Source organism: Marinomonas primoryensis (assembly GCF_013372285.1).
Taxonomy (GTDB): Bacteria; Pseudomonadota; Gammaproteobacteria; order Pseudomonadales; family Marinomonadaceae; genus Marinomonas; species Marinomonas primoryensis.
Genome location: NZ_CP054301.1, coordinates 1,409,703 through 1,433,483, shown reverse-complemented (window position 1 = coordinate 1,433,483; position 23,781 = coordinate 1,409,703). Strand labels below are relative to the sequence as shown.

Annotated in this window: 18 protein-coding genes; 6 read left to right on the top strand and 12 right to left on the bottom strand. The window is 42.6% G+C overall.

Translation table 11 applies throughout. From position 1 onward, the window contains the following. Window positions 1–7: 7 nt before the first annotated feature. The 6 genes from rpsA to gyrA form a co-directional block, all read right to left on the bottom strand. Window positions 8–1,690: a 30S ribosomal protein S1 gene (rpsA, locus tag MP3633_RS06525; RefSeq protein WP_112139746.1), complete on the bottom strand. Its 1,683-nt coding sequence runs from the start codon at window positions 1,688–1,690 to the stop codon at window positions 8–10. A gap of 164 nt (window positions 1,691–1,854) precedes the next feature. Beyond that, window positions 1,855–2,538 (bottom strand): (d)CMP kinase, encoded by a 684-nt coding sequence (gene cmk, locus MP3633_RS06520; protein WP_112139747.1) that lies wholly within the window; start codon window positions 2,536–2,538, stop codon window positions 1,855–1,857. 19 nt (window positions 2,539–2,557) lie between these two features. Further along, window positions 2,558–4,804, bottom strand: a complete 2,247-nt coding sequence (locus MP3633_RS06515; RefSeq protein WP_244959886.1) for a bifunctional prephenate dehydrogenase/3-phosphoshikimate 1-carboxyvinyltransferase — start codon at window positions 4,802–4,804, stop codon at window positions 2,558–2,560. A gap of 23 nt (window positions 4,805–4,827) precedes the next feature. After that, on the bottom strand, window positions 4,828–5,949 hold the full coding sequence (gene pheA, locus MP3633_RS06510; RefSeq protein WP_176334942.1) for a prephenate dehydratase: 1,122 nt from the start codon (window positions 5,947–5,949) through the stop codon (window positions 4,828–4,830). Between the two features lie 5 nt (window positions 5,950–5,954). Next, the gene (gene serC / locus MP3633_RS06505; protein WP_176334941.1) at window positions 5,955–7,034 is read right to left on the bottom strand and encodes a 3-phosphoserine/phosphohydroxythreonine transaminase; all 1,080 of its coding nucleotides are present in this window, start codon (window positions 7,032–7,034) and stop codon (window positions 5,955–5,957) included. A 75-nt stretch (window positions 7,035–7,109) separates the two neighbouring features. Continuing rightward, complete coding sequence (gene gyrA / locus MP3633_RS06500; RefSeq protein WP_176334940.1) at window positions 7,110–9,803, bottom strand: DNA gyrase subunit A; 2,694 nt, start codon at window positions 9,801–9,803, stop codon at window positions 7,110–7,112. A gap of 361 nt (window positions 9,804–10,164) precedes the next feature. On the opposite strand from gyrA, the gene ubiG reads away from it, so the two are divergent. From ubiG to MP3633_RS06485, 3 genes are all read left to right on the top strand, one after another. Further along, window positions 10,165–10,887, top strand: a complete 723-nt coding sequence (gene ubiG, locus MP3633_RS06495; protein WP_112139753.1) for a bifunctional 2-polyprenyl-6-hydroxyphenol methylase/3-demethylubiquinol 3-O-methyltransferase UbiG — start codon at window positions 10,165–10,167, stop codon at window positions 10,885–10,887. A 20-nt stretch (window positions 10,888–10,907) separates the two neighbouring features. Next, window positions 10,908–11,651, top strand: a complete 744-nt coding sequence (locus tag MP3633_RS06490; protein ID WP_176334939.1) for a YciK family oxidoreductase — start codon at window positions 10,908–10,910, stop codon at window positions 11,649–11,651. Window positions 11,652–11,726: 75 nt separating this feature from the next. Continuing rightward, the gene (locus MP3633_RS06485) at window positions 11,727–14,714 is read left to right on the top strand and encodes an insulinase family protein (RefSeq protein WP_244959884.1); all 2,988 of its coding nucleotides are present in this window, start codon (window positions 11,727–11,729) and stop codon (window positions 14,712–14,714) included. 43 nt (window positions 14,715–14,757) lie between these two features. Here the strand turns inward: MP3633_RS06485 and MP3633_RS06480 are convergent, their stop codons facing one another. After that, the gene (locus tag MP3633_RS06480) at window positions 14,758–15,300 is read right to left on the bottom strand and encodes a hypothetical protein (RefSeq protein ID WP_112139756.1); all 543 of its coding nucleotides are present in this window, start codon (window positions 15,298–15,300) and stop codon (window positions 14,758–14,760) included. Between the two features lie 102 nt (window positions 15,301–15,402). Further along, entirely contained in the window at window positions 15,403–16,605 is a 1,203-nt protein-coding gene (gene fabV, locus MP3633_RS06475) for an enoyl-ACP reductase FabV (protein ID WP_176334938.1), read from the bottom strand. Window positions 16,606–16,770: 165 nt separating this feature from the next. On the opposite strand from fabV, the gene MP3633_RS06470 reads away from it, so the two are divergent. Continuing rightward, window positions 16,771–18,003 carry a glycosyltransferase gene (locus MP3633_RS06470; protein ID WP_217909060.1) on the top strand — a complete coding sequence of 411 codons (1,233 nt, stop codon included), beginning with the start codon at window positions 16,771–16,773 and terminating at the stop codon, window positions 18,001–18,003. A gap of 33 nt (window positions 18,004–18,036) precedes the next feature. On the opposite strand, the gene MP3633_RS06465 is transcribed toward MP3633_RS06470, so the two are convergent. From MP3633_RS06465 to MP3633_RS06450, 4 genes are all read right to left on the bottom strand, one after another. After that, window positions 18,037–18,231 carry a DUF1289 domain-containing protein gene (locus MP3633_RS06465; RefSeq protein ID WP_176334937.1) on the bottom strand — a complete coding sequence of 65 codons (195 nt, stop codon included), beginning with the start codon at window positions 18,229–18,231 and terminating at the stop codon, window positions 18,037–18,039. A 107-nt stretch (window positions 18,232–18,338) separates the two neighbouring features. Then, window positions 18,339–19,055: a YebC/PmpR family DNA-binding transcriptional regulator gene (locus MP3633_RS06460; RefSeq protein WP_176334936.1), complete on the bottom strand. Its 717-nt coding sequence runs from the start codon at window positions 19,053–19,055 to the stop codon at window positions 18,339–18,341. Window positions 19,056–19,220: 165 nt separating this feature from the next. Further along, complete coding sequence (locus tag MP3633_RS06455; protein ID WP_176334935.1) at window positions 19,221–20,390, bottom strand: aminotransferase-like domain-containing protein; 1,170 nt, start codon at window positions 20,388–20,390, stop codon at window positions 19,221–19,223. A gap of 139 nt (window positions 20,391–20,529) precedes the next feature. Then, complete coding sequence (locus MP3633_RS06450; RefSeq protein ID WP_176334934.1) at window positions 20,530–21,426, bottom strand: acyltransferase; 897 nt, start codon at window positions 21,424–21,426, stop codon at window positions 20,530–20,532. A gap of 473 nt (window positions 21,427–21,899) precedes the next feature. On the opposite strand from MP3633_RS06450, the gene MP3633_RS06445 reads away from it, so the two are divergent. Continuing rightward, window positions 21,900–23,075: an ATP-binding protein gene (locus MP3633_RS06445; RefSeq protein ID WP_244959882.1), complete on the top strand. Its 1,176-nt coding sequence runs from the start codon at window positions 21,900–21,902 to the stop codon at window positions 23,073–23,075. Window positions 23,076–23,093: 18 nt separating this feature from the next. Further along, the gene (locus tag MP3633_RS06440) at window positions 23,094–23,774 is read left to right on the top strand and encodes a response regulator (protein ID WP_112139769.1); all 681 of its coding nucleotides are present in this window, start codon (window positions 23,094–23,096) and stop codon (window positions 23,772–23,774) included. Window positions 23,775–23,781 lie beyond the last annotated feature (7 nt).

Here is a 23,781-nt window from a genome sequence, read left to right as displayed (position 1 = left end):
TCAAAACTTAGTTTTGGTTTTCTAGTTGCGCTTTGATCAAATCACCAATAGTTGTAGGGCCATTAGCCTCAACTTGTTGCTTCTCAGTGTGAGACTTCATCGCTGCTTTTTCTTCAGTTGCATTTTTTTGCTTGATAGAAAGAGTAATAGTACGAGCTTTACGATCAACATTAATGATCGCAGCTTCTACTTTATCGCCTTCTTTCAATACAGTTGTTGCATCTTCAACGCGCTCACGGCTAATTTCAGATACTTTCAAAGTAGCTTCAACGCCTTCAGCAAGAACAACAACAGCACCTTTCGCATCAACTTCAGAGACAGTACCGTTAACGATAGTGCCTTTGTCATTTTCTGCTACGAAAGCAAGGAACGGATCTTCTTCAAGTTGTTTAACACCCAAAGAAATACGCTCGCGCTCAGCATCGATAGACAATACTACTGTTTCTAGCATATCGCCTTTCTTGTATTGACGAACTGCATCTTCACCAGTTTCGTCCCAAGATAGGTCAGATAGATGAACAAGACCATCAATGCCGCCGTCAAGACCAATGAACACACCAAAGTCAGTGATAGACTTGATTGCGCCAGAGATTTTGTCGCCTTTATTGAAAGAAGTAGCAAACTCTTCCCATGGGTTCATGGTGCACTGCTTGATACCCAAAGAAATACGACGACGTTCTTCGTCAATGTCAAGAACCATAACTTCAACTTCATCACCAATCTGAACAACTTTAGATGGGTGAATGTTTTTGTTAGTCCAATCCATTTCAGAAACGTGTACTAGACCTTCGACGCCTTCTTCAAGTTCAGCGAAGCAACCGTAGTCAGTCAAGTTAGTAACTTTAGCCGTTACTTTCGTGTTCTCTGGGTAACGAGCTTTGATAGCTACCCATGGATCTTCGCCAAGCTGCTTAAGACCTAGAGACACGCGGTTACGCTCGCGGTCGAACTTAAGAACTTTAACGTCGATTTCATCGCCAACAGCAATGATTTCACTTGGGTGTTTAATGCGCTTCCAAGCCATATCAGTGATATGTAGAAGACCATCAACGCCACCAAGATCAACGAAAGCACCGTAGTCTGTAAGGTTCTTAACGATACCTTTAACTTCTTGGCCTTCTTCAAGAGAAGCAAGCAATGTTTCGCGTTCAGCGCTGTTAGTCGCTTCCATAACGGCACGACGAGATACAACAACGTTGTTACGTTTTTGATCAAGCTTAATAAGTTTGAACTCTAGATCAACACCTTCCAGATGAGACGTATCGCGGATTGGACGAACATCTACCAAAGAACCAGGTAAGAAGGCACGGATGTTAGCGATATCAACTGTGAAGCCACCTTTGACTTTACCGTTAATAACACCGTGAACAATGGCGTTTTCTTCGTAAGCTTTTTCAAGCACAGACCAAGTCTCTGCACGTTTCGCTTTTTCACGAGACAATTTAGTCTCACCGAAACCATCTTCAACAGCTTCAAGTGCAACTTTAACTTCGTCACCGATGTTTAAGCTGAACTCACCACTTTCCGTTAGAAACTGAGAACGAGGAATTACGCCTTCAGATTTAAGACCTGCATGAACAGTTACCCATTCGCTGTCGATATCAACAACAATACCAGTAACAATTGAGCCTGGCGCCATTTCGACGGTTAACAGGCTTTCTTCAAACAGTTCTGCGAAGCTTTGAGTCATTGTATTTCCCATATGATCGGTTTAGCTAGGCTAAACCTTAATCCACATTGCCAGCAAACGTGGGTCAGTTTTTTTGGATGATGCGACAAAAGCCTGCTGGCCCTTTGTCGACTTGAATAACATTTGATCTATTCTAGCACATTTTAGACGCGAGAAAGAACAGATTATACAAGACCTGCCTTCGCTGTTTCAGCAAAAATCATCTCGACAACCTGCTCTATGGTCAAATCTGTACTATCGATGACTAAAGCGCCCGCTGCAGGCACAAGAGGAGCAATGGCTCTATTCGCATCTCGCTCATCTCGCTCTTTAATCGACTTAACAAGTTCCTTAAGATTAACAGCTTCACCTTTTTGCTGCAATTGCTGCAAACGCCTTTGCGCTCGCTCTTCAGCAGACGCTGTTAAAAATATTTTAATTTGTGCCGAAGGAAAAACCACCGTCCCCATATCTCGCCCATCAGCCACCAAACCAGGCGCCTGTGAAAAAGCCCGCTGACGAAGTAACAAACCTTCGCGAACTTCAGGTATGGCCGCTAATTTAGACGCGCAGTTCCCAACCTCTTCTGTTCGAATAGCCTGAGTCACCGTCTCGCCCTCTAGAATAATTTCAATTTTACCTTCTTCCGAAGGTTCAAATTGTATATCCAGATGCTCCGCCAAAACTTTGAGAGTCTCTACATCGTCCGCCGACATTCCATGATGTGAAACAGCAAGAGCAAGCAGTCGATATAAAGCACCACTATCCAGTATGTGCCACCCCAGCTTTTCTGCGATCAATTGACTTACAGTACCTTTACCGGCACCACTTGGACCATCAATCGTAATAACCGGGCCTTGGTTGATCATAACTATTCCTCTTAAAAAACTATTGCGCCACTAAACAATGAAAACCTAATTGCATAGCAACACTCTCTAACTCATTAAATTCTTCTAATAATTTTTGACAGTCATTGATTTTAGTCACTGACTGACTGCGCGCACCTAATGCAAGCATGGCAAGTGCCAACCTATCATCACCAGCACAATCAAGCTCACCACCTTGTGGCAGACCACCCTCAATCACTAATTCGCCGTTTAAATAATGACAGACTATTTTCATTTGCCTTAATGCATCCACTAAAGCCAACACCCTATCTTCATAATGATACGGCAAAGAGCCAACGCCCTGCATGCGACTTTCACCTACTAAGTAAGCCGCCACCACACACAACAAAGGCAACTCATCTCTAAACTGATAACTCTGCTGCGATGTCAAAGAAAATGCTTTTAACTCCGAAAAACCAGCATGAAGTACACCTTCGTAAAGGCCAAACTCATCTTGCGGAGGCATTGAAATATCAGCACCAATCGACTGAAAAAATGACAAAAACGCAAACATGGCAGAGTCTAGCCCCGCGTTTTTTATTGATAGCTCAGAACCTGGTAACAAGCTTGCCAACACAACCAACCAAGCCACTTCATACTCATCACCCGACAATACAATGTCCGTACCAATTAGAGGCGCCGCTACCACTTTAAAGCCGACACCGTGATCCAATATAGTCACGCCAAAATGCCTCAGCAAAACCTCATCATGACATACACCTGACAAAAATGGCGTGACACAGCCTTCAACAGGCGAATACAACGCTGCCAAAAAAGCCGCCATCCTAAGCCGCTCAGAACCACTAGTCAAATCAACAGAAACATTCAACGGCACGCCTGGAGACAGATCCACAGGTAAGCAATCAGCCACTTCAGACACAACTTCCCCACCCATTTTACGCACCAGCGAAAACAAATCGTCCATCGAGCGATTGAGTAATTTTCCTTCTGCCACAACAGATGCAGAAAACGACTGACCCGCCAAGATGGGAAGCAATAAATACAAGCTATCTCTTGATTGATGAACATTAATTGGGGCAATCGGGGCTTTCAAACCACGAAGACCAACACCATGAACTCGTAGATGATCCGCCGTAACTTCTTCGATAACCACGCCCATATCACGAAAAGCCTGCATGGTGATACGCACATCGCCAGTCAGATCAACATTCTTTATTTCACTCATACCTGCCGACAATGCGGCTATAGTAATGGCTTTATGTGACAAAGATTTGTCACCCAACAAAGAAATATCTCCTTTAATAGAAGAAGCAGGCAACACAGAAATAGATACCGGACAAACTTCTTTTACTGAGCCAATTGTACGCTGCTCTAACAAACGAAGAAAATGATCTCGCGCAGACTTTGCCCGAGTAAAAACACCAAACATGCTTGCACCGTCACCTTGCGCTATAGCAGTACGCATATCAGCAAGGCGATCGGTGAAATGATCCAACGTAGCCAACGTGGCGTCTTTATTAGCCATAAAAACATCTCGCCACATAACGGGATCACTCGACGCGATCCTCGTGAAATCACGAAAGCCACCAGCCGCAAATTTAAATACATCCTGACTACGCTCACCATTAGCAAGCGCATCAACTAAAGTATAAGCAAGTAAATGCGGCAAATGGCTAGATGAAGCCAACACATGATCGTGATGCTCGACATCCATACTGACAACGTCCGCCCCTACTGCACGCCAAAGACGATGGAGACGATCTAACAAAACAGGATTACTGTCTGGAAGAGGCGTTACAATGGCCATATGCTTTTCGAACAACAAAGAATTAGATGCCAATACACCGCTTTTCTCTGCACCAGCAATAGGATGACTAGGGATAAAATTAGGAGGCACTTCCGAGAAGACTCGACGAACCGCATCAACCACACTTCCTTTCGTCGACCCTACATCAGTAACCAGAATATTTTTTGATAAAAAAGGCTTAATTTCAGATAAAACCGACTCCATCGCTCTCACTGGCGTGGCAAGAATAATGATATCCATTTTAGATACAAACTCTGCAGACAACTCGGCAGGATGATCAATGACGCCAGTAGAAACACCTAACGTCAACTCCCCTTCTCGACGGTCAACACCATAAAGTGTTGCCAAACCTCGCTCTTTTAGCGCTTTAGCAAAAGACCCGCCGATCATGCCAAGACCAATAATCATGACATTGCCAAATTTCTTTTTTTCTTGCGGCGCCACATCAACAGACGCCTGAAAACCACTTTCACCAGTCAAAGCACAACACTCTTATAGATTTACTAAAGCACAGCCACAGGATAAGAACCCAACACCTTCACTTCGGATGCTCGCTCACGAAGCTCATCAATCACGGCACAACATTTTTTATCCAAATGATGACCGACAAAATCAATGTAAAATATATAACCCCAACGACTCATTAATGAAGGACGAGTCTCTAATCGCGTCATATCAACACCGTGACGCTCAAAAGCCTCAAGTAATCGATATAAAGCACCGGGTTCATTTTTAGCACTAATAAGCAGCGATGTTTTGTCTTTACCACTCGGAGGCACATCTTGATTGCCAACAATCAAAAAGCGCGTTGTATTATCTGGACGGTCTTCAATATTCGCCGACACCTTTGATAAACCATACAACTCACAAGCTACTTCACCAGCGATTGCAGCAATAGCCCGACCGCTTCTACCGGCGTCTGCTGCAAGGCGTGCCGCTTCGGCATTAGAACTTACAGCAACACGTTCTGCGTGGGGCCAATAACGATCTAACCACGCACGACATTGGGCCAAAGACTGTTGATGAGAATAAATGTGCGTGACATCTTCAGAGCTAATATTTGGGCTAACTAAAAGATGATGATGAATACGCTCTTCGACTTCACCGCATATTTTTAAGCGTGAATCGCGAAAGCTGTCCAAAGTATGATTAACAACACCTTCCGTTGAATTCTCAACAGGCACGACACCATAATTTGCAGCACCAGATTCAACTTCACGGAACACTTCATCAATGGCCGCCATCGGCGCACTAATAATGGATTTGCCAAAATGCTTTAAAGCGGCCTGCTGCGTAAAGGTGCCTTCTGGCCCCAAAAATGCAATGCGCATTGGCTTTTCAAGCGCAAGACAAGAGGACATGACTTGACGAAAAATCTTCGCCATCTCTTCATTCCCTAAAGGCCCTTCATTACGCTCCATAACTCTACGCAAAACTTGAGCCTCGCGTTCAGGGCGGTAAAAGACAACTACTTCACCACCTTGCTCAGCCAACTTCACTTCAGCAACCTTTTGTGCACAAGTTGCACGCTCGTTAATCAACAGCTGTATTTGCGAATCAATCGAATCAATACGATCACGCAATAGAGGCAGCGTTTCTGGCACCGCCTGTTTAGAATTCGACATTTTAGTTACCCGTGACGTTTTTCGAAAGCGCGCATAAAGTCAATTAAGGCCACAATCCCTTCCATCGGCATCGCGTTATATATGCTTGCTCGCATACCACCAACAGATCGATGCCCAGCCAATGTACGCAACCCTGCCGCTTCAGATTCTTCAATAAACAGTGCGTCCAGAGAATCATCAGCCAATATAAAAGGCACATTCATTCGAGATCGAAAAGCAGGATCAACCGGATTGGAGTAAAACTTACTTGAATCGATAAAGTCATACAAAGCCTGTGCTTTACGAATATTTACCGCTTCAATTGCCTCGACTCCACCTTGCCCTTCCAACCACTCGAACACAAGATCCGCTAGATAAATCGCATAAGTGGGCGGCGTATTTATCATAGAATCATTCTCCGCCAAATGGGCGAAATTCCATATAGATGGCAGATCATCAGTACTGCGAGCCAATAAATCCTTACGGATGATACAAATCACCACACCGGCAGGACCAACGTTTTTCTGCGCCCCAGCGTAAATCAAACCGTATTTACTAACGTCTATTTTTCGGGAAAGAATGGTAGAAGATAAATCCGCCACGATGGGCAAACTGGTTTCTGGTAAATCAGAAAACTCAACACCGCCAATCGTTTCATTTGGGCAAATATGCAAATAAGCTGCAGTCTCATCCAACTCCAGGGTGGAGAAATTAGGCACTGTAGAATAGTTTTGCTCTTTAGAAGATCCAACCACATCAACCTTGGTGTATCTCTTCGCTTCTTTGATCGCTTTTGAAGACCAGGCCCCAGTATCCAAATAGCACGCTGAATCAAAGCCATTCGTTAGATTGGCAGGAATCTGAGCAAATAAGGTAGAAGCACCTCCCTGAACAAATAAAATATCATAATCATCACCAATATCCAGCAAGCGCGCCAAACGTGCTTTAGCGGACGCCAGTATCGACATAAACTCAGAACTACGATGGCTCATTTCCATCACGGAAACGCCAGCACCATGCCAATCTAACATTTCGGCTTGTGCTTTTTTCAAAACCGCTTCTGGAAGCGCTGCCGGACCAGAACAAAAATTATATACTCGGCTCATCCCGCTTATTACCTCTAATATTTTCAGGACCTATCCACAACAAAAGCGACGCACCTAGGTGCGTCGCTTTATTTTCTACTCAGTATCTGTTTCAGCGATATCAGGAGATTCGTCACCATCACTTGGTGCCTGATCAACGACGGCTCCATCGGCCTCATCAATCTCATCGATCTCTATATCTACTTCATCATCTTCCACGACACGTTCAATACCAACCAAATGTTCGTCATTGGTCAAACGAATCAAAGTAACACCTTGAGTATTTCGACCTTGGCAAGACACTTCTGTCACTCTAGTACGAACCAACGTCCCCTGATCCGTAATCAAAATAATCTCATCCGTTTCATCTACTTGAGCGGCGCCGATTACAGGACCATTACGCTCAGATACTTGAATACCGATAACACCTTGACCACCACGACCGTAAACTGGGAAGTCTTCTACAGCAGTACGTTTACCATAGCCGTTTTCACAAGCCATCAATACCGCAGAACCTTCCTGAGGAACGATAAGAGAAACCACTTTTGCATCTTCGCCCAATCGAATACCTCGAACGCCCGCAGCCGTACGACCCATCGCTCGAACATCAGATTCTTTAAAGCGAATCGTTTTACCAGAAGAAGAGACCAACATAATGTCATTCTCGCCCGTCGTAACCGATACGCCAACCAACTCATCCGTCTCATCTAAGCTCAATGCAATTAAGCCAGTAGAACGAGGACGTGCAAAGTTTTGCATTGCGGTTTTCTTAACTGTACCGTTCGCGGTCGCCATAAAGATATAGCTGCTCGCTTCTACAGTAACGTCATCCGCCACTTCATCATCACCCTCTTCTTTACCTGCATCTTCAACAACAGGCAAAGGCAACAAGGCGGAAATTGACTCGCCCTCTCTTAGTGGTAACAAGTTAATAATTGGACGACCTTTCGCACCACGGCTCGCAACAGGAATTTCAAAGACACGCAACCAGTACACTTTACCGAAGTTACTAAACAACATAATGGTGTCATGGCTGCTGGTCACAAGAAGATGTTCAATATGATCTTCATCTTTCATGCTTGCAGAAGATTTACCACGACCGCCACGGCGTTGAGATTGATACTCTTCGAGTGGCTGAGATTTTGCGTAACCGGTATTTGAAATCGTAACAACCATTGGTGCTTCGTCAATCAAATCTGCAATAGTCAAGTCTTGACGAGACGTTAAGATCTCAGTACGACGCGCATCACCAAAAGCGTCTCGAACTTCTTCTAGCTCTTCACGAATCACTTCCATCAAACGATCTGGGCTAGATAAAATATCAAGAAGCTCACCAATAAGCTCAATAAGAGACTTATATTCACCAAGCAATTTGTCATGCTCTAATCCAGTCAAGCGATGCAAACGCAAGTCCAAAATAGCCTGAGCTTGATCTGGCGACAAATGATAAGCACCATCAACAAACCCGTAACCCGCGTCCAAATCATCTGGACGACACGCATCAGCACCAGCACGTTCAAGCATTGCAACCACGTTACCAGGCTGCCAAGCCTCACCTACAATCTTTTCTTTTGCTTCAGCTGACGTTGGTGATGTACGAATCAATTCTATTACGCGATCGATATTGGCTAAAGAAACAGCCAAACCTTCAAGAATATGACCTCGTTCACGCGCTTTACGTAACTCAAAGATAGTACGACGAGTAACCACTTCACGACGGTGTTTAACGAAACACTCTAGAATTTGTTTGATATTAAGTAACTGAGGGCGACCATCAACCAAGGCCACCATATTAATACCAAACACAGACTGTAATTGGGTTTGCGTAAAAATGTTATTCACTACAACATCTGGATTCTCACCCCGACGAAGCTCAATAACAATACGCATACCGTCTTTATCAGACTCGTCGCGCAGCTCACTGATACCTTCCAGTTTTTTCTCTTTTACAAGCTCTGCGATCCTTTCGATCACTTTTGCCTTATTTAACTGGTAAGGAATTTCTGTAAAAACGATGGATTGGCGATTGCCTTTTTCCATGTCTTCAAAGTGATGACGGGCACGCATATATATGCGACCACGACCTGTTTTATAGGCTTCAAGAATACCGGCACGGCCATTAATAAAAGCCCCTGTAGGGAAATCAGGCCCGGGGATATGATCAACGAGTTCATCAATTGTAATGTCTGCATTGTCGATAACAGCAAGACACCCATCGATAATTTCACCAAGATTATGAGGCGGAATATTAGTCGCCATACCAACAGCAATACCAGCAGAACCATTAACCAATAGGCCAGGTACGCGAGAAGGCATAACCGACGGCATAAATTCAGTGCCATCATAGTTAGGCACAAAATCAACGGTTTCTTTTTCTAAATCCATGAGAAGATGATGTGCAATCTTCGCCATACGGATTTCGGTATAACGCATTGCTGCAGCACTGTCTCCATCGACAGAACCGAAGTTACCTTGACCATCGACCAAGGTATAACGCATTGAAAAAGGCTGCGCCATACGAACAATCGTATCGTATACAGCAGAATCACCATGCGGGTGATATTTACCGATTACATCACCGACGATACGCGCCGATTTTTTGTACGGTTTATTCCAATCATTTTTAAGTTCACTCATCGCAAATAGAACACGACGGTGAACAGGCTTTAACCCATCTCGTACATCAGGTAATGCTCGACCAACAATTACGCTCATCGCATAATCTAGGTAAGATCCCTTAAGTTCATTTTCGATACTGACGGGAATAATTTCTTTGGCTAATTCACCCATAGATACAATCGATCCTTATGCCTCGGAGTCTGACAGACTACCTAATATCTTTTTTATAAGCGCCGAATCATACCATAAGGAAAAAAATAACACCCCTTTCAGAGACATGTTTTGTTACCTACTTATGTTTAATCACCCCTTGCCCTTTCAAAACATCATTCCACTTTAACCAACCCACACAGTCTATTATCAATACAATACAAGTTTACTATTGGTCACCTATTACGATAACGCTATACTAACCAGATAAAAGCTTCAGTATAAATACACTTTAAGAGGCAGTGATAAGCAACGCACTTTGCAGCTCCAACATCGAGCATACGCACTCAAATTATAGCAATACAAAAGATGGAAGCCCGACATGCCAAACACACAAAACAGCAATGTAGACCTAAATGAGGTTGCGAAATTTGAAGCCCTAGCAAGCCGTTGGTGGGACACAGAAAATGAATTCAAACCACTGCATGACATCAACCCGTTACGCACAAACTACATAAACGAGCGCGCAAACGGATTACAAGACAAAAAAGTCATTGATGTTGGCTGTGGCGGTGGCATTTTATCAGAAGCAATGGCAAAGCTTGGCGCCAAGGTGAAAGGCATTGACATGGGCGAAGCTCCTCTTGCGGTTGCCAAATTACACCGAGAAGAATCCAAACTTGATATCGATTACGAAAAAATAACAGCCGAAGACATTGCAGAACGCGAAGCGGGTCAATACGATGTAGTGACCTGCCTTGAAATGCTGGAACACGTTCCAGACCCTTCTTCAGTCATCAAAGCCTGCATGATACTTGTTAAGCCTGGTGGCCATGTATTTTTTTCTACCATTAATAGAAATCCAAAAGCCTATCTTTTTGCGATTATTGGAGCCGAGTATATTCTAAACATGCTTCCAAAAGGCACTCATGACTACGCTAAATTTATCCAACCTGCCGAACTAAATAATTATGCAAGACAGGCAGGACTGGACGTTAGCCATATAACAGGCATGACCTATAACCCACTAACAAAAGTATACAAGTTGAACGACAAAGACGTGTCCGTAAACTACTTAATGCATACCCAAAAAATCGACGCCTAATCAGGCAATAAGGAGGAGATATGTTTCATTATCAAGCCCCCAACCAGCTACTCAAAAACAAGGTAATTCTTGTTACAGGCGCAGGCGATGGCATAGGAAAAGCCGCTGCCATTACTTATGCAAAATACGGGGCGACCGTCATTTTATTAGGCCGTTCTATCAAGAAACTCGAAGCTGTATACGATCACATTGAAAAACAAAAGTACCCCCAAGCCGCCATTGTCCCATTAAATCTCGACGGCGCAGCAGAGCACGACTATATAGAGCTTGCCAACACCATTGAAAATGAATTTGGCCACCTTGACGGCATCCTCCACAATGCCAGCTTACTAGGCGAACGAACTACACTGGCAAGCTATGATCCAACGTTATTTGAACAAGTAATGCGGGTCAATGTCACCAGCCAACTACTATTAAACCAAGCATTATTACTTTTGATGCAAAAAGCGGAAAGCGCTTCTATTGTCTTTACGTCTTCTGGCGTTGGCAGAAAAGCCAAGGCAAACTGGGGGGCTTATGCTATATCGAAATTCGCCACAGAAGCCATGATGCAGATACTGTCAAGTGAGCTCGCCAGCCAATCCCCTACCATTCGAGCAAACGCCATTAACCCTGGAGCAACTCGAACTAGCATGCGAGCCAATGCTTACCCAGAAGAAGATCCAACCACTTTAGCGACACCAGATAACATTATGCCGCTGTATCTCTACTTAATGGGCAAAGACAGCCTAACAATAAATGGCCAATCTTTAGATGCACAATAGCACATTGTCTTTTTATGCAATGGACAAAAAACATGTCCATTGCATCACACTGCACATCTCAGTTAGCCTGACGAAATGATTGAAACCTTAAAAAAAACCGCCACCTATCTCGCCCTATTCTTTTTAGCGCTTACATCACTCTCAGCTCACACCACCAATCCAACTCAAAAAGACTCTTTATTAGGCACCAGTAGCGAAATGAGCCAAGACAAAACAGAACAAGCAAATAATAATGACGCAACGACAGACAATAAAGTCATTAAAATACAGAAAAAAAGCCTAACGGATAAAAATAACTACCACTTAATAACGCTACCAAACAACCTCAAAGTACTCCTAGTAAGCGACCCTCAGGCCGAACGTTTTTCTGCGTCTTTATCTGTGAACGTAGGCAGCTTTCAAGATCCAGAGCAACAACAAGGACTAGCACACTTTTTAGAACACATGCTTTTTCTTGGAACCGAAAAGTACCCGGAGTCTGGCAACTACCAATCTTACATAAACACTCACGGCGGCTCACACAACGCCTACACAAGCACAGACACAACTAATTTTTATTTTGATATAAAACCTTCTGCATACGAAGGGGCACTGGATAGATTTTCACAATTTTTTATCACTCCACTATTCAGTGAATCACTTACTCAAAGAGAAAAAAATGCCGTCGATGCTGAATACAAAGCTAAACTTAAAACAGAAAGCCGCCGCAACAGCCAAGCCCTAAAAACACTGATCAACCCTGAACACCCATACAGCCGATTCACCGTGGGCAATTTAGACACTCTTAAGGATCGACCAAACAACCCATTAAGAGAGCAACTTCTTAACCTTTATAAACAAAACTATTACAGCGAGAACATGGCATTAGTAATGGTCGCCAATCGCTCATACAAAGAAATGGCCAATCTTGCTCAGCAATATTTTTCTGGTATACAAAGCAAAGACAATGTCATACAAGAGAACATATATCAGCCAACATTGATTCCCGTAGGCAAACCACACTTACAATTTATTCGTTCACTAATCGATAACAACACACTAAAATTTTACTACCAAATCGACGCTCAAAAGAAAAATTATAAAACCCAACCTACCCGCTACTTATCGTATATTTTAGGCAATGAGAACAAGGGTTCGCTTTATGCCTCTCTTAAGTCAGAAGGGCTAATCAATGGCATTTCCGCAAATATCAGCCCTGATTACGAAGACAACGCCTTCCTTATTATAACAATGCGCCTTAGCAATGAAGGACTTGAAAAAATAGACACCGTTGCAAAACGCTTTTTTGCCACTATTAGCCTCTTAAGCTCATCACCTATCAACCCAATGTACATAGAAGAAGGGCTCAAACTAAGCCAACTCATGTACAACCATCAAAACTATGTCGATCCTCAAAACCTCGCTCGCTCCTTATCCGCCAGAATGCTAAAAATACCAACCGAAGACATATTAAGCAGCTTCCGCCTAGAATCCGCCGCGAGCGAAGAACAAATTCGTCATTTACTACAACAACTCAACCCAGAAAACTTATTAATTCAAGTAATCACAAACAAAACTCCCCCTGAAAACTGGGCAGATCAAAAAACACAGTGGAAAGTCGAACCTTGGTATCAAAGTGAATACAGCAACAATAATTTTAGCCCGTTGTTTTTGGATATCATTAACTTATCCGTAAAAAGCACTCAAGTAACCCTGCCAGAAAAAAACAACTTCATACCTGAGTCTCTCGCTTTAATTAATGAAGAAGACCACACTCCATCGATTATTTTTCAAAAAGAAGGCTTCACCTACTGGAATAAGTCCGATCCAAGCTTTGGAAAACCCGTTGCAATGAATTTTATTGGGATTCGCTTTGATCATGCCGCAGACACCCCAAAACACACGCTATTGAACCGCTTATGGAGTCGTTTATTTAACGATAGCATCAGCGAATCTACCTACGCGCCTTTTGTAGCAGGATTGGGTTACACTTTTTACCCTCATACCAATGGCGCAACATTACGAACCAATGGCTATTCAGATAAACAAAGTATTTACACTGCTTGGCTGATCGATCAACTGTTTTTATTCCGCCCCAACCTTACACGCTTCGAGCAAGCAAAAACTCAGCTTAAAAAAGATCTTGTCAATCAAAAAAGCAGACAAGCTTACCGTAATGCAGTCAGCGCATTACACGCTTTAATTACGAAAAACAGCTTCACCACAATGCAACTCGAAGACTCACTTGATCAACTATCCTTAGAGGACCTTCAGGAATACACCAAAAAAGCGCGCGGAAACTTTGACATAATCGGCTATAGCACAGGCAACTCAACTAAAGACCAAACCAAAGAACTCGCTAACTCACTTTACAAGCGTTTCGTAGGGCGGCTTACCCCCAGAGAGCCGCTAGAGATAGAAACCAAGAACCTAACCGCACAACAAAAACATCACTATCAGTTCGAATCAACCAGTGACGACAGCGTCATTTTATACAGCATCATCGACATCAGCAAACAATCATCAGTCACCAGTAATAAAGCCATCACCGAAAAAGCGTGTTTCTCTATCCTTAGAACACTGATTAGCAGCCCATTTTACCAAGACCTGAGAACCAACCAACAACTTGGTTACATTGTCGGAGCACAAGACCTAAGCATTCGCACCACACCAATACTAGGACTACTCGTGCAATCACCCAACAAGGACTCAATCACCATTATTAACGCCATAGAGAGCTTCTTAAAGGAACAAAGAATCAGACTACACAACCTACAAGAAGGCGAGTTTGAAAGTGCAAAAAACGCACTGTTAAATGAACTAAGAATGAGCGCAAAAAATTTAAGTGATAATGCACTAAGAGAATGGCATCAGATAGCTAAGCCAGAGCCCGATTTTCAAACAAGAGAAGAATGGATAGAGAGTGTAGAAAAAATACAAAGAAAAGATTTTATTGCCTTCATTAAAGACAAACTTCAGTCAACCGACACCACCAAAATAATCATCCACAACAAGGAATTTCCAACACAACTTATAGAGCAACAAGACTGGATAGAAGCCTCACTTTCTACCCCTAACCTGTAACGTAAACACAAGCAATGTAAGTTGAAAAAAGAGAAATAAGGCGCTACCCCCCTATCAATTTTTCTAATTTTTCCTCATCACTCACAGGAGCTCTTTTCGCTCCTGTGGCGCCTGCTGGAGACCCGCCCTTGCCAATAGGTGAGAAATCACCAACATCTGGTTTCACATTATTACTAGACACATCACCTGCTTTAACTTGATCGCCAAAAATACCTACTTCTGGCATCATACGAAGACGCCTTTCTTCAATATCTTCAGGGATATTACCGGTAAACAAAACTGTAAACGGCGCCTCTTCTGTGCGTTTGTTTACCTCATCGTAAATAGCCTGCTCACGCTCTGCTATGATACTTTCTTCCAGATATGACATACCGACGCCATCCGCAGTAATAACGATATTAGGCCCAAGTGTCGATCTCGCCTTTTCAACAGGAATGACCGCAACTTCTTCTTGGGAGCTCACCACTACCTGATGTTGAGTCCGTATCACCTGATTGCCATAAATAATATCGACAGGCTGAACTTCTATCGTCTGAGCATTCGTAAAAAACGACACAGCACAAAGCAACCCCAATGAACGTTTCATAATCACCCCAAAACATGAATCTCTTCACTATAAGAGATAAAAAGACATAAAAAAAGGAGTCCAAGCAAAGCTTGAACTCCTTTTAGACGCTTTATTGCAATATTAAAGCGTAATAACCTCAAATTTCGCTTCTGGGCTTACTTCAGCATCATAATCGACACCTTTCACACCAAAGCCAAACAATTTCAAAAACTCGTCCTTATAAAGCTGATAATCCGTCTCAGAAAACAAATTAGCATCATTAATTGTCGGCCAAAGATCACGACAAGCCTGCTGAACATCTTCACGCAATTCCCAATCATCCAGGCGCAAACGATTTTTATCGTCTGTCAATTCAGCTGGATTATGGTTATTGTAAAGACGCTCAGAGAACAAACGATAAATCTGATCCATACAGCCTTCATGAAGACCTTCTGCACGCATTACCTTGAACACCATCGCCAAGTACAATGGCATAACAGGAATAGCAGAAGAGGCCTGCGTCACAACAGACTTCAGCACAGCGACGTTAGCACCGCCATTCAAAGGAGCAAGTTGCTTATCAATCGCACCAGAAGCACGATCTAGATCTTCTTTCGCTTTGCCTAGCGCGCCATGCCAATAAATAGGCCAAGTAATATCAGAGCCGATGTAAGAGTAAGCAACGGTACGAACACCTTTTGCAAGAACACCAGCATCATTAAGAGCTGACATCCACAACTCCCAATCTTGACCACCCATTACCGTCATCGTTGCAGCCACTTCCGCTTCAGTTGCTGGCTCAATTTCCGCTTCAATAATGACATCTTTATTGGTATCAATCGCAGTCGACCGGTAGGTTTCGCCAATCGGCTTAAGCACAGAGCGAACCACTTCACCTGTTTCTGGCATCTTACGAACCGGCGAAGCCAATGAGTAAACCACCATATCAATCTCACCAAGATCTTCTTTGATTAACTCAATAACTTTAGCACGCGCTTCATTTGAAAAGGCATCGCCATTAATGCTTTTGGCGTACAAACCTTCTTCTTTGGCAACTTTATCGAAGGCCGCTGAATTGTACCAACCTGCCGTACCTGTCTTTTTGTCTGTACTGGCTTTTTCAAAGAAAACACCAATAGTCGCCGCACCAGAACCGAATGCAGCAGCAATTCGAGAAGACAAACCATAACCACTTGACGCACCGATTATGAGTACTTTTTTAGGACCATTTTCAATGGCCCCTTTGCTTTTAGTAAAAGCAATCTGCTCTCTTACATTTTGCTCACAACCTACTGGGTGTGTTGTTGTACAAATAAATCCGCGAATCTTTGGCTTTATGATCATAATAATCGTCTCAACGTCATGTTTTGCTTACGTCTTGCCTAACCATCTCTACAGATGAGGCAGGCAACACAAATCTGTTTGCCATGATACAATAGCTGAACGAATATGTCCTGATTCTCGTTTAAATCTTGAATCCGCCTCCCTTTTAATCCTTGAGAATACACAGTGCGCTTACTTGTTATTGGTTATGTCTGGCCTGAACCTAACTCCTCTGCCGCAGGCAGTAGAATGATGCAACTACTCAATTGTTTTTATAAAAACCAATGGCAAATATCATTTGCAAGTCCAGCCCAGCAAACAGATCACATGGCAGACCTATCCACATTAGGCATCCAAACTGAGCATATCGATCTCAACAACACTTCATTTGACCATTACATTACAGACAAAAAGCCTGATATCGTCATTTTTGATCGTTTTATGATGGAAGAGCAATTCGGCTGGCGCGTAGAAAAATTCAGTCCAGATTCCTTACGAGTATTAAACACAGAAGACCTTCACTCGTTAAGGCAAGCTAGACACCTAGCGCTCAAACAAAACAGAGTTTTTCAAACGGAAGATCTTTACAATGATCACGGTATTAGAGAAATGGCTGCCATTCATCGTTGTGATTTAACGCTGATGATCTCTGAAATGGAAACCAAACTTCTCATTGAAAAATTTCAAGTACCTGAAACACACGTATATCACCTTCCGTTCATGTTACCAGCGCCAACAAAAATCAATGCATTAACACCTTTCGAAGAACGCCAGCACTTCATTAGCATAGGGAATTTTCGCCACGCGCCGAATTGGGACGCGGTTTTGCAATTGAAAACCGACATCTGGCCAAAAATCCGCAAGCGCCTACCAAAAGCGGAACTTCACATTTATGGCGCCTACCCACCACCTAAAGCCACTCAGCTACACAATGCAAAGGAAGGTTTTTTAGTCAAAGGCTGGGCAGAAGATGCTCAAGAAGTCATGCAAAACGCTCGGATTTGTTTAGCGCCCTTACGCTTTGGTGCAGGCATAAAAGGCAAACTCGTTGAAGCAATGCAAATGGGCACACCAAGCATAACCACTCAAATAGGCGCCGAAGCCATGCATGGCTTATTACCTTGGAACGGTGTGATAACGGATAACATCGAGACGTTTATTGATGCGGCGGTTTCGCTTTATGAAGACAAAACAAACTGGCTATTAATGCAAAAAAATGGCCACGAAATATTACAATCCCGCTACCAAGCACAAGAGTGGGAACCAAAATTAATAAATCGATTGCAGTTACAGACTAAACTCAAAGAAAGCTTACGTAAAAAACATTTTTTAGGGTTGATGTTGCGACACCACAGCTTAAAAAGCACTCAATACATGTCGCAATGGATTGAGTTAAAAAACAAATTAGAAAAAGAATAACGAGGAGAGAAAAGCCAAACCGCAAAACCAACACTAATCGCTAACGAATTGGCTTTTCGATTCACGCTCACGAACCTTCTTCATAACAGCAAGTTGAGAAGATTTATTCATTCCTCCCCACAACGTAATTTCTTTTCCAGTTCGATAACAACCGACACAAACATCGTCGTCATTTAATAAGCATAAATTCACGCAAGGGGATTTTACCTGAGGCTTAGCTTTTGTCATGATTGTCTTCTCTATTTTTTATCATTCACTAGACTTGCTTACATTCAACAAGCACTAGTCATAAAAAAACTCTGACGAACAAGCGCTCGCCAGAGCTTTCTTAACGATTAAAGTTCAGCGTTATGATAAACGTTCTGAACGTCATCTAAGTCATTGAGTAAATCAAGAAAGTGCTCAAATTTTTCCAACTCTTCACCTTCTATAGGTGATGTATTTTGCGCAACAAATTGAATTTCGTCCACTTCAAACTCAATATTACCAAGCGCTTCGGTTAATGCTGATTTTGCTTTACCGTAATCCGTATTTGGTGCAAAAACGGTGACTTTACCGTCTTCTAGCTCGATATCAGTGACGTCTACATCAGCCATCATTAAGGCTTCAAGAACAACCTCTTCATCGTTACCAGCAAAAACAAAAATCGCACTGTGGTCAAACATATGACTCACACTGCCTTGACCACCAATTTTACATTTCACTTTATTAAAACAAGTACGTACGTCACCAAACGTGCGGTTAGGATTATCAGACAAACAATCAATAATCACCATAGTGTTACCAGGCCCAAAACCTTCATAGCGAGCCGTATCAAAATCTTCGCCGCCGCCGCCTTTCGCTTTATCGATGGCTTTATCGATTACGTGCGTTGGCACTTGGTCTTTTTTCGCACGCTCAATCAGAGAACGCAGCGTCAAATTACCATTAGGATCAATACCACCGGATTTCGCACAAACATAAATCTCACGGCCGTACTTACTGTAAACCTTGGCTTTTTGATCAGACGTTTTTGCCATGGACTCTTTGCGGTTCTGAAAGGCTCTGCCCATTACATATTCCTATTCTATACAGTCTTAAAAGTAAGATTCTAACGTGTCGTCCAAAAAGAAGGAACTGCTAGCCGAGCATAAATAGTATAAATACCTGCGCTTAGCATCATAAAAGCAGTAAGACGAAAGCCTCTAATGCACTAAACAGAACACCGAAGGTGCCAATCATGTCATACGGCGTCGAATCACGTCCGACAAAATATGAACGGCTCGCTGTATTTCCTCCAAAGAAAGGCGGGCAAAACTCAGACGCAAAAATACATCGTCTTGCGAGTGTCGATTCGGAAAAAATGGCATGCCGGGTAAAACTAATACTTTCTCTTCTAACGCATCAGTCATTACCTGTTTAGAAGAAACACCGTCAGGCAACCTCAACCAAAAAAACATGCCGCCAGCAGGCGTGTTGAATTCGACCATATCACCCAATTCAGCAACCAATGCCTTTGACATGGCATCACGTTTTTCTTTATAGGATTGCTGAAGCTTAACGATGTGCGCCGGAAACATTTCTGATGCGACAAACGCCGCTATCATATTTTGACCCAGACGATTAGTGTGCAAATCTATAGCTTGCTTGATCTTGACTAAATGAGGCGAAAATTCAGCACAGGAAACCACATAACCAGTACGAAGCCCTGGCCACAACACTTTCGAAAAACTTCCCATGTATAACCAAGGCGCTCGCTTCAGCAAGGTCGTGATGGGAGTAAGGTCAACCTTTTCGTAACAAAGATCTCGATAGGGGTCATCTTCAATCAACAAGATCCCTTTTTCATCCAACAACGCAGCAATGTCTTGACGACGTTTCAAGCTATAACAATGTCCCGTTGGATTCTGAAAATTTGGAATCAAATACACCGCTTTCGGGCTCGTATTTTCTATGGCATTCCGTAATGCTGAAACCGACATCCCTCCGCTATCAGAAGGCACTCCTTGAATATTGGCACCTTGTAACTTAAACACCTGACAAGCGGCAAGGTAGGTAGGTTGCTCGGTTAAAATAGTTGAGCTCTCATCAAGAGTGAGACGACTGATAATATCCAAACCTTGCTGAGAACCATTGGTTACCAACACATTATCAAGCGTCGTGTGTAAACCTCGGTCCGCAACCAGTCCGACAATAATCTCTCGCAACCCCTTTTCACCTTCACTTGCGCCATACTGCCGGCTGTCTGTTAATTGGTTAAAGGCTGGATAGGCTGGCATTAATTTTTCATCAGGTAGACCGCCGGCCAATGATAAAATATCTGGTTGCTGACTATAGTGAAGTAATTCACGAACCATTGAGGCTTGCATATTAATGGCGTGAGAAGTGAGTAAATGAGAAATGTCCATATTAAATGCCTCGAATACTATTCAAACAAACAGCATCGGGGATTTTTTATACAGAAAAAAGATACAATTTTCAGGTTTTACGAGGATACAGGCTCAACCCCTCCACCGGCATTACGAAAGACTATTTAACTAGGAAAACCTACTTTGTATTTTCAGATTTCGTCATACGTTCTATCTGTTGATCCTTTTGACGCCACAATTCATTCACCCATTGCTGAAAATATGCCCTGTATTCCGCATCGTTTTGATAATCACCCAACAAGGCATTTTCAATCGGCATCATACGAACATGCACTTTTACTTCTGATGTTTTTCCACATAGGTAATCAAAAAAACTGGGAATGCCACCTGGGTAAACAATCGTCACATCGATTAATTGATGTAACTTGCCATCCATCGCGTTTAACGCAAAAGATAGGCCACCAGCTTTGGGCATTAAAAGATGCTTAAACACGCTAGATTGTTGAGTCTGCTTTTGAGCCGTAAAACGCGTCCCTTCCAAAAAATTCATGATGGAAACAGGAAAGTATTGAAATTTATCGCAGGCTTTTTTTGTTATCTCGATATCCTTGCCCTTTAGATCAGGACGTTTTTTGAGTAACGCTGCGCTATAGCGCTTCATAAAAGGAAACTCTAATGCCCACCAAACAAGCCCGATAAATGGCACCCAAATCAACTCTCGTTTTAAGAAAAATTTAATAAATGGAACCCGTCGATTAAAAAGGCGCTGCAGAATAAGAATATCAACCCAAGACTGATGGTTCGCCGTGATCATGTACCACTCATTAATTGAAAAATCCCTCACTCCTGACACGCTAATAACCGACTGACCAAGGCAACGTTGATTTAAATTATTAACACCAATCCAAAAAGTCGCCACGCGATCCAAAACGACGTTTAAAATAGCGCGCACTGATGGGAACGGCATGATGCACTTACACAAAGCCAGCAACATAACTGGGACAAAACACATTAAGGTATTTATCACTATCAGTAAGAATGAAACAACACCTTTCAACACAGACCACAAAGCCATAACGAAACCCAAAAAATACAAATCAGCCGATAATATTAACAGGAAATCATTAATTAGAAATCCTCATTATTTACACTCCAACCAAGTAGCCAGCTTTCACATTAAAAATGTATAGTAAACAGACAATTAGAACGACTAACGAATAAGTTCGATGCTAAACACTCTTTAATCTAGTATCGATGACTATAATCCCCTGCAAATAAAACCTCAGCAGGACACAGAATAGGATTACAACCTCACCTATGGCCATTACCAAAGGGTTAAAAATTCGGCATAAACTTTTTGCAGTTTTTGTTTTGAGCAATATCCTACTCATTGTTTCTATGTGGCAGGTGTTCCAATGGAGCTTTGATAGAGGCTTTGTTTCTTACGCGACGGAACGTGACCGTGATTTTTTAGAGCAAATGGCGAACAGAACCGCCAATCTCTACATATATTATGATGATTGGTATTTTTTGGTCCAAGAAAGCCGAATGGAAAACGAATGGCACAAAGCGAAACTTGAAAACTTAAGAGATTTAGTGCCACCACCTAGCACACCTAATTTAGACTTGATTTATCCGTCACAATATTATCGTCAGCGTTTCCTCTTATTTGATGACCAACAGAAGCCAATTATTGGAAAGACTCACTTCACTGATGCAGAAATTCACGCCGTAAAGGTCAATAAAAAAATTGTCGGTTATGTTGGCCTACGCTCAATTAGAGAGTTAGTTCAAGACCAAACATTACGCTTTGTTCGCCAACAAGGTGAAGCATTCTTGCTTATCTCCGCGTTCATGCTCGCAATTGCGGCACTTTTAACATGGCCATTGGCACAATGGTTAAGCCGTCCAATTTGTTCTATGCAGCGAGCGACAAAAAAACTGGCAGCTGGAAAGTATGACACTCGAATAACGGTCAAAGGCGCTGATGAATTAGCCAGTCTCAGTTGTGACTTAAATAACTTAGCCAGCACGTTAGAACATACTAGGGAAGCACGTAAACGCTGGGTAGCTGATACCGCGCATGAATTGAGAACACCGGTGGCAATACTCAGGGGAGAAATTGAAGCAATGCAGGACGGTATTATTAAGGTGTCTCCTGAAAGCCTCGCCTCGCTACATCAAGAAACGATCCATATTGCCCGCCTAATTGATGACTTAAATCAATTATCCATGCATGATATGGGCAGTTTGAATTACGACATGGATGAGGTTTCAATAAATGACATTATGGAGCAAACCGTTCAATCCATGATGCTTCCCTTTAACGAAGCTGGATTAGAATTAGAGTTTGAATATTCTCAGAAAAAACCTATTGTTATGATAGGTGACGCAGATCGACTACATCAACTCTTTTTGAATCTGATGAATAACTCACAAAAGTATACGAATGCGCCTGGAAAATTAATTATTAAGCTTTCAAAGCAGAATAAAAAAGTCATTATACTTTTTGAAGATACTGCACCAGGTGTCGACGAAGAAGAAAAGAACAAAATTTTTGAACAATTTTATCGCGTTGAAAACTCAAGAAACAGAGCAACTGGCGGAAGAGGCTTAGGCCTTGCTATTTGCTCTAATATTGTGGATGGACATCAAGGCACTATCAGTGCTTATCACTCCCCAGATGGTGGCTTAGGAATAAGAATAGAATTCCCTTTAAACTGATATGGAATAAATAATATTATGAGTAAAGTACTGATTATTGAAGACGAACCGAAATTAGCAGAATTAATGTCCGCTTATTTAGAGCAAGCAGGCTATGAACATCACCACCTTGATCGTGGGGACATTGCCGTCAATTATATTAAAAACAATCAAGTAGATATCATTCTACTAGATCTAATGCTACCAGGTTTAGATGGCGTTGAAATCTGCAAACAGGTGCGCCAATTCAGCGGTGTTCCTATCATTATGGTTACTGCAAAAGCAGAAGAAATTGACCGTCTAATTGGCTTAGAAATGGGCGCAGATGATTATGTTTGCAAGCCGTTCAGCCCACGAGAAATTGTAGCGCGTGTGAAAGCTAATTTACGCCGTGTTGAACTAGATCAAGCTGAATCGCCAAGAACCGATGGCTTTGACATGGATGTAGATCGTCTACGAGTAACTTATAAAGGCGAATTAATCGATCTAACAACCGTTGAATTTCAGTTACTTCAATTACTCATAAAAGAACCTGGCCGTGTTTTCGGTCGCGACCTTATAATGAAAAGTATCTATGCTGATAGTCGAGTAGTGAGTGATCGCACGATTGATAGCCATATCAAAAAACTGCGCAAAAAAATCTCCGCTGTTGCACCGGAATTGAATGTTATTCACTCAGTTTATGGTGCGGGATATCGCTTCGAAAACAACGATCAGTAAAATTTTC

Coding starts and splice junctions, on each gene's coding strand:
- MP3633_RS06440 (WP_112139769.1), top strand. CDS start 23,094: ATGAGTAAAGTACTGATTATTGAAGACGAACCGAAATTAGCAGAATTA.
- MP3633_RS06445 (WP_244959882.1), top strand. CDS start 21,900: ATGGAAAACGAATGGCACAAAGCGAAACTTGAAAACTTAAGAGATTTA.
- ubiG (WP_112139753.1), top strand. CDS start 10,165: ATGCCAAACACACAAAACAGCAATGTAGACCTAAATGAGGTTGCGAAA.
- MP3633_RS06450 (WP_176334934.1), bottom strand. CDS start 21,426: ATGGCTTTGTGGTCTGTGTTGAAAGGTGTTGTTTCATTCTTACTGATA.
- cmk (WP_112139747.1), bottom strand. CDS start 2,538: ATGATCAACCAAGGCCCGGTTATTACGATTGATGGTCCAAGTGGTGCC.
- MP3633_RS06485 (WP_244959884.1), top strand. CDS start 11,727: ATGATTGAAACCTTAAAAAAAACCGCCACCTATCTCGCCCTATTCTTT.
- MP3633_RS06465 (WP_176334937.1), bottom strand. CDS start 18,231: ATGACAAAAGCTAAGCCTCAGGTAAAATCCCCTTGCGTGAATTTATGC.
- gyrA (WP_176334940.1), bottom strand. CDS start 9,803: ATGGGTGAATTAGCCAAAGAAATTATTCCCGTCAGTATCGAAAATGAA.
- MP3633_RS06490 (WP_176334939.1), top strand. CDS start 10,908: ATGTTTCATTATCAAGCCCCCAACCAGCTACTCAAAAACAAGGTAATT.
- MP3633_RS06455 (WP_176334935.1), bottom strand. CDS start 20,390: ATGGACATTTCTCATTTACTCACTTCTCACGCCATTAATATGCAAGCC.
- MP3633_RS06480 (WP_112139756.1), bottom strand. CDS start 15,300: ATGAAACGTTCATTGGGGTTGCTTTGTGCTGTGTCGTTTTTTACGAAT.
- MP3633_RS06460 (WP_176334936.1), bottom strand. CDS start 19,055: ATGGGCAGAGCCTTTCAGAACCGCAAAGAGTCCATGGCAAAAACGTCT.
- fabV (WP_176334938.1), bottom strand. CDS start 16,605: ATGATCATAAAGCCAAAGATTCGCGGATTTATTTGTACAACAACACAC.
- rpsA (WP_112139746.1), bottom strand. CDS start 1,690: ATGACTCAAAGCTTCGCAGAACTGTTTGAAGAAAGCCTGTTAACCGTC.
- pheA (WP_176334942.1), bottom strand. CDS start 5,949: ATGTCGAATTCTAAACAGGCGGTGCCAGAAACGCTGCCTCTATTGCGT.
- serC (WP_176334941.1), bottom strand. CDS start 7,034: ATGAGCCGAGTATATAATTTTTGTTCTGGTCCGGCAGCGCTTCCAGAA.